Annotated in this window: 8 protein-coding genes; 5 read left to right on the forward strand and 3 right to left on the reverse strand. The window is 70.1% G+C overall.

Features of this window, described 5'->3' with window-relative positions:
• Positions 1-41 precede the first annotated feature (41 nt).
• From VFR64_21135 to VFR64_21145, 3 genes are read left to right on the forward strand one after another with little or no spacing between them, the layout of a single operon-like run.
• Positions 42-1,028, forward strand: a complete 987-nt coding sequence (locus tag VFR64_21135; GenBank protein ID HET9492238.1) for an ABC transporter ATP-binding protein — start codon at positions 42-44, stop codon at positions 1,026-1,028.
• Positions 1,029-1,062: 34 nt separating this feature from the next.
• The gene (gene nbaC, locus VFR64_21140) at positions 1,063-1,587 is read left to right on the forward strand and encodes a 3-hydroxyanthranilate 3,4-dioxygenase (GenBank protein HET9492239.1); all 525 of its coding nucleotides are present in this window, start codon (positions 1,063-1,065) and stop codon (positions 1,585-1,587) included.
• Between the two features lie 7 nt (positions 1,588-1,594).
• Positions 1,595-2,563: a dipeptide ABC transporter ATP-binding protein gene (locus VFR64_21145; protein HET9492240.1), complete on the forward strand. Its 969-nt coding sequence runs from the start codon at positions 1,595-1,597 to the stop codon at positions 2,561-2,563.
• 13 nt (positions 2,564-2,576) lie between these two features.
• On the opposite strand, the gene VFR64_21150 is transcribed toward VFR64_21145, so the two are convergent.
• Positions 2,577-3,902, reverse strand: coding sequence for an MFS transporter (locus VFR64_21150; protein HET9492241.1), 1,326 nt, complete (start codon positions 3,900-3,902; stop codon positions 2,577-2,579).
• Between the two features lie 165 nt (positions 3,903-4,067).
• Between VFR64_21150 and VFR64_21155 the strand changes: the two genes are divergently transcribed.
• The gene (locus VFR64_21155; protein HET9492242.1) at positions 4,068-5,099 is read left to right on the forward strand and encodes an MBL fold metallo-hydrolase; all 1,032 of its coding nucleotides are present in this window, start codon (positions 4,068-4,070) and stop codon (positions 5,097-5,099) included.
• 6 nt (positions 5,100-5,105) lie between these two features.
• Here the strand turns inward: VFR64_21155 and VFR64_21160 are convergent, their stop codons facing one another.
• Together VFR64_21160 and VFR64_21165 are read right to left on the reverse strand one after the other, a co-directional pair.
• A complete protein-coding gene (locus VFR64_21160) occupies positions 5,106-5,615 on the reverse strand; it encodes an OsmC family protein (protein ID HET9492243.1) in 510 nt (169 codons plus the stop codon).
• A complete protein-coding gene (locus VFR64_21165) occupies positions 5,609-5,830 on the reverse strand; it encodes a CDGSH iron-sulfur domain-containing protein (GenBank protein HET9492244.1) in 222 nt (73 codons plus the stop codon). Before VFR64_21165 ends, VFR64_21160 begins: the two co-directional genes overlap by 7 nt.
• 68 nt (positions 5,831-5,898) lie before the next feature.
• On the opposite strand from VFR64_21165, the gene VFR64_21170 reads away from it, so the two are divergent.
• The coding region (locus VFR64_21170; GenBank protein HET9492245.1) for a cobalamin-dependent protein at positions 5,899-6,408 on the forward strand (510 nt) is incomplete at its 3' end.

A 6,408-nucleotide genomic window follows, 5' to 3' on the forward strand; every position in this document is an offset into this window, starting at 1 on the left:
GCGAGACCTGCGCTCCTCCTGCGCGCCGGCCACGTGATCCGGTGAGCGCTAGCCCGCTGCTCCAGCTCCGGGGGCTCAGCACGCATTACGTTTCGGCCCGGGGCACGCGCGTCGTCCGCGCGGTGGACGATGTGTCACTCACGCTGGGCGCCGGCGAGACGCTGGGCGTCGTGGGGGAGTCGGGCTCGGGCAAGACCACCCTGGCCCTGACGATCCTCAGGCTGCTGCCGCCGGCGGCCCGCATCGTGGCCGGCCAGCTGCTCTTCGAGGGCGAGGACCTCCTGGCCAAATCCGACGCCGAGATGCGCCGGATCCGGGGCAAGCGCATCGCCATGATCCTGCAGGACCCCATGGCGTCGCTGAACCCGCTCTTCACGATCGGCGACCAGATCGCCGAGCCCATCCGGGTCCACGAGCGCACCAAGCGGGCCAGCGCCTGGGACCGGGCCCGCGAGCTGCTGCGCGCCGTGAAGATCCCGGCCGCCGAGTCCCGGCTGCGCGACTATCCGCATCAGCTGTCCGGCGGCATGCGCCAGCGCATCGTCGGCGCCATCGCGATCTCGTGCGGGCCCCGCCTGCTCATCGCGGACGAGCCGACGACCAGCCTGGACGTCACGATCCAGGCGCAATACCTGAAGCTGCTGCGCGAGCTGCAGCGCCAGCACGGCCTGGCTCTGATCTTCATCACGCACAATCTGGGCATCGTGGCCAAGATGTGCGATCAGGTCGCCGTCATGTACGCGGGGCGGCTGATCGAGTCCGGCCCGGTGCACCAGATCTTCGATGCCCCGGCCCATCCGTACACGCGCGCGCTGCTCGAGTCGATTCCCCGGATGGGCGACGCCGATCGCCGCCTCACCGCCATCGACGGGCAACCACCGGATCTGGCCGACCCGCCCGGCGGCTGCGCCTTTCATCCGCGGTGCCCCAAGATGGTGGACCGCTGCCGCCGGGAAGAGCCTCCGGCCTTCGACATCGCCGCGGACCAGGTGGCCCGCTGCTGGCTGGCGGCACCGGCGGGACGCTGATGGCCCGAGTCCCCAGCCCGGCCGGGCCCGCCCCGTGAAGCCGCTGATCGCCTTCGGCCTCTGGCCGTGGGTGGATCAGCATCGCCGTGCCTTCGAGCCGCCGGTGGGCAACAAGGTCATCTGGGAAGACTCTCAGTTCACCGCCATGATCGTCCGCGGACCCAACGCCCGGCGGGATTTCCACGTGGATCCCTCGGACGAGATCTTCTACATGCTGAAGGGCGACATGGACCTGGAGTACATCGAGAACGGCGCGCGCCGCCACCAGACGATCCGTGAGGGCGAGCTGTTCTTGGTCCCCGCCCTGACGCCGCACTCGCCGCACCGGCCGGCCGACACCTGGGGCCTGGTGATCGAGATCAAGCGCCGACCGGACCAGATCGAATCGCTCCGCTGGTACTGCGAGCGCTGCGACGGGCTGCTCCACGAGGTCACCATGCACGTGGCCGATATCGAGCGCGAGCTCAAGGCCGCCATCGAAGGATTCGACGCCAGCCCGGAGCTCCGCACCTGCCGGCGGTGCGGCCACATCCAGCCCGAGCAGCTACCCGGAGCCTGACACGCTCATGCCCCTGCTCGAGGCCATCGACCTGGTCAAGCACTTCCCCGTCAAGCGCGGCGTTTTCGCCCACCAGGTGGGCGCCGTCCGCGCGGTCGACGGCATCGCTTTCAGCATCGAGCCCGGCCGCACGCTGGGGCTCGTCGGAGAATCGGGGTGCGGCAAGTCCACCACGGCCAAGCTGGTGCTCAAGCTGGAGGAGCCGTCCGGTGGCAGCATCATCTTCCAGGGCCGGCGGCTCCAGCAGCTCGACGCTGCCGGCCTGGGGGAGTATCGGCGCTCGGTCCAGGCGGTATTCCAGGATCCCTACGCGTCCCTCAATCCCAGGATGCGGGTGGGCGCCATCATCGCCGAGCCGCTCGTGACCAACGAGCGGGTGACGAGAGCTGAGGTCAACCGCCGCGTGGCGCGTCTGCTGGAGCGGGTGGGGCTTCCCGAGCGCTCGCGCGACCTCTTTCCCCACGAGTTCTCGGGCGGGCAGCGCCAGCGCATCGCCATCGCCCGGGCCCTGGCCCTCGAGCCGAAGCTGGTCGTGCTCGACGAGCCCGTCTCGGCCCTGGACGTGTCGATCCGCGCTCAGATCCTCAACCTGCTGCGCGATCTCCAGGCCCAGCTGGGACTGGCCTATCTCTTCATCGCGCACGACCTGGCCGCAGTGGCCCACATGAGCCACACCGTGGCCGTGATGTATCTGGGGAAATTCGTCGAGGTGGGCGCGGCCCGGGTCATCGCCACCCGGCCCAAACATCCGTACACACAAGCGCTGTTCGCCGCGGCCCTGCCCGCGCATCCGGCCGAGCAGCGCGAGGACATCGTGCTTCCGGGCGAGGTGCCGAGCCCGCTCGATCCGCCGGCCGGCTGCCGCTTCCATCCGCGGTGTCCACAAGTCATGCGCCACTGCGCCGACGAGGAGCCCAAGCTGCAGACCGTCGACGGCCGCCAGACGGCCTGCCATCTGTACAGCAGGACCAGCTGAGGCCGAGCCGCTGCTACGCTGCGGGCCGGGCGCCCGCCCACACGTTACGGCAGCGCGTCTCCGTGATGAGCGCCGCGGCCGCGACCGCGGCCACGGCAATGGCCAGACAGACGCCGAAGGCGGCGGTCCACGCCGGGACTGGATAGAGTCGCATCCCGTCGACCATACCGCCCGCCCAGCCCGCATCGAGGATCACTCCGGTGAGCCACTGCAGCACCGCGATGAGCAGGAAGATCGGCATGTTGCAGAATCCCACGACGATGCCCACGCGGGAGGGATCGTTGACTTCCCGCACGCACGACCAGACCAGGACGAGCCCGCAGGAGGCCAGGCCCATCAGGAAGAAGAACGGAGCCAGCAGCTCGACAGGCGGCCGCCAGGCCGGGACCGCCAGCGGCAGCCAGCAGGCGGCGTAGAACGTGGCCGAGACGACGAACGGCAGCCGGCGGGCGCCCAGCCACCGGTCTGAGATCCACCCCGCCAGCGGCGCGCCGGCCACCACACCCACGGCGATGGCCGACACGAGGGTGGCGGCGTGGACTCGCGACAGATCGTAAACCTGGATCAGGTACGGCACGCCCCACAGCCCCAGGAAGCTGATGAGGGTCGCGTAGATACCGCCCGCGGCCACGATGGGAGGCCACGTGCGCGCGTTGCGCACGACGGCCGGAATGCCGCGCACCACCTCACCTACCCGGGGAACGTGCGGGCGGCGGCCGTCCGCCGCCACCGGGGGCAGCCCGAGCGCCTCCGGCCGGTCCCGCACGGCGAAGAGCGCCACGAGCCCCAGCAGACAGGTCACGCCGCCGATGACCACGAAGCTCTGGCGCCAGCCGATGGCCTCGACCAACAGGGCCAGTGGCGAGGCCGCGACGAGCCCACCGAGGTTACCTATGGTCTGGCTCAAGCCCGACACGGTGGCGAACTCGTCGGGACGAAACCAGTCGGCGGCGAGCGTCAGGAACGCGATGAGCACGACCGAGGCGCCGAGCCCGACGGCCAGTCGGCCGACGACGGCCACGCCGAACACCGGGGCCAGGCCGAACACCAGGGCGCCCGTCCCCATCGCCGCGCCGGCGAGGGCCAGCGTGCGCCGCGCACCGAAGACGTCGACCAGGCTGCCGCCGACCAGCGCCATCACCACGAAGACGTAAGGATAGATGGCGGCCAGCGTTCCCAGCGCGGCCGCGGGCACCGCGAAGGCCTGCATCAGGTCGGCGGCCACGACGGCGGGGGCCACCCTGTGGAAGTAGGACACGAAATAGATGGCGGCGGGAACGGCCAGGACCAGCCACCGCACGCGCCGGGCACGTCGCACATCCGCGAGCGGGAGAGTCATGGCGGCGAGCTATTCTACGCGGCGTGGGCGCTTGGCCGCCCGCCGCGAGTCTTCTGTCAGCTTTACAATCGGGCGGACAGAACGAGGAGCTGGCGCGAGCGCTGCGCGTGTTGAGGCCGATTTCTGCGTGGCCGGTCCGCGAACGCCGTGTTAGGGTGTCTCTTCGTGCGGCTGGTTCTGGCCCTTTTGCTGCTGGTCGGCGTGTTCATCGGTGGTCGGGCCAACCTGTCGGCGGATACGCCCCGCATTGGCCGCCCCGCCCACCACGCGGCCCGTGGCTTTCAAAACCTCAGTCCCCAGTACTCCTACTCGATGTTCGGCCGCGCGGTGAGCCTGGTCCGCCGGAGCTTCGAGCCGGTACCTCGGCTGGGTCCCCTGCTGCCCGTGCTGCCGAACGACGGGGAATACTTGCGGCACAATGGATACGAACCGACGGTGACGTGGGTCGGGCACGCCACGCTCCTGGTCCAGCTCGGCAGCGTCAACATCCTCACCGATCCCATCTGGAGCGAGCGAGCCAGCCCGGTGCGCTTCGCGGGACCCCGGCGGCTGGTGCCTCCGGGGATCCGCTTCGAGGACCTGCCGCCGATCCACGCCGTCATCATCTCGCACGACCACTACGACCATCTCGACGAGGAGACCGTCCGACGGCTGGCCGCCACGCACAGGCCGCGATTCTTCGTGCCCCTCGGCCTCAAGACCTGGCTGGCCGACCTGGGAGTCTCCGATGTGATCGAGCTCGACTGGTGGCAGACGAGCAGATTCCGCGGCCTGGCCTTCACCTCCACACCGGCCCAGCATTCGTCGGGGCGAGGCCTGCACGACCAGAATCTGCGGCTGTGGTCGTCCTGGGTCATCACCGCGGGCAACCGCCGGTTTTTCTTCGCGGGCGATACCGGCTACGACCCCACGATGCGGGAGATCGGCACCCGGCTCGGCCCCTTTCACCTGGCCGCCATCCCGATCGGCGGCTACTCGGCGCTCGGGCCGCACCCGAACCATGTGAATCCCGAGGAAGCCGTGGCGCTGCTGGCCGACGTGCGGGGACGGCTCATGGTGCCGATGCACTGGGGCACGTTCGACATGAACCGGGAGCCGTTCCGTGAGCCCCCGGACCGGCTCCTGGGCGAGGCGGAACGCCGAGGCGTCGAGCCGATGATCCGGATCCTCAGCCCCGGACAGACCATCCCCTGGTAGCGCGCATCAGGGTGGCAGCGACACCCCGTTGAGCCGGGTCGTGGCCCTGATGGGCACCGGCTTGAGCAAGGCCTGCATCACGAAGCACCCCCGCTCGGCGTTGCGGACGACCCTGGCGACGCGCTCTGGCGCGTCAGGAGAATCGAGCTCCAGCGTCGTCTCGGCGCCGACCATCTGGGCCTCGATCGTATCGTTGAGCACGGAACCGTCCACCCGATAACGTGCCGTCACGCGCATCCGCATCCTGTCCACCTTGACCTTCAGCATGTGCCCGTACCGGGACACCTGGGTCATGAGTCAGAAGGCCAGCGCGGCCGAGAAGTACATGAGGGGCGTCGGGGCCGATCCGAGCCCGCCCAGATTCGGCCCCTCGTCAGAGGCGAACGTCATGTGGCCCGCTCCCCCGCGGCTCACGGTCGCCACCTTGAGAAATGGCGTCACCCCGTGCACGTCGGCCTCGAAGACGATCTCCCGCGTGCGAATCGCCGGATCCAGCCCTTCGGGCGCGGTCACGATTTCTTTTCCTGGGCCACCGCCGCCTCGGCCGCCTGGAAGCCGATGCGGCTGTGCGTGCCGTCGCAGAAGGGCTTGCTGACCGAAGCGCCACAGCGGCACAGGGCGATGCGCGGACGGCCCGTGGTGTCCGCGCGAGCGCCGGTGGGATCGTAGATCTCCACGTCGCCTTCCACGAGGTACGGGCCGTTGGGACGGCAAGTGATCTTGACGGTCATCGTGGCCTCCTTGGCGGTGCTCGGATCGCGAGCGATACGATATCACGCGGCGGGCGTACACTAGGGCCGTGCGAGAGCCCGGAGCCATCCTCCTCGTGGCGTGCTACGAGCTCGGGCACCAGCCGCTGGCCGTGGCCTGGCCGGCGGCCTTTCTGAAGATGCGAGGGTACGCGCCGTCGATCCTGGACGTCTCGGTCGAGCCCCTCGACGCCGACCGCGTCCGGCGCGCCCGCGTGGTAGCGATCTCGGTGCCCATGCACACCGCGCTCCGGCTCGGGACCACGGTGGCCCGGCGCGTTCGCGAGCTGAACCCCGGCGCCCATCTCTGCTTCTTCGGCCTCTACGCCACGCTCAACGCCGACTACCTCCTGGCGCACGTCGCGGACTCCGTGCTCGGGGGCGAGGTCGAGGACGCGCTCGTCGAGCTCGTCGAGCGGCTCGAGCGGGGCGATGGTGGCGGGGCGGCCGGGGCGGGTGAGGGTCTCCGGAACCACGAGGACGGCGATCAGCAGACCAGAGGCGGCTGGGCTCCACCTCGCGGGTTGTGGCCGGTCGAGAGTTGGAGGGAACGGGTTTCG

The organism is Candidatus Methylomirabilota bacterium (assembly GCA_035709005.1).
Taxonomy (GTDB): domain Bacteria; phylum Methylomirabilota; class Methylomirabilia; order Rokubacteriales; family CSP1-6; genus 40CM-4-69-5.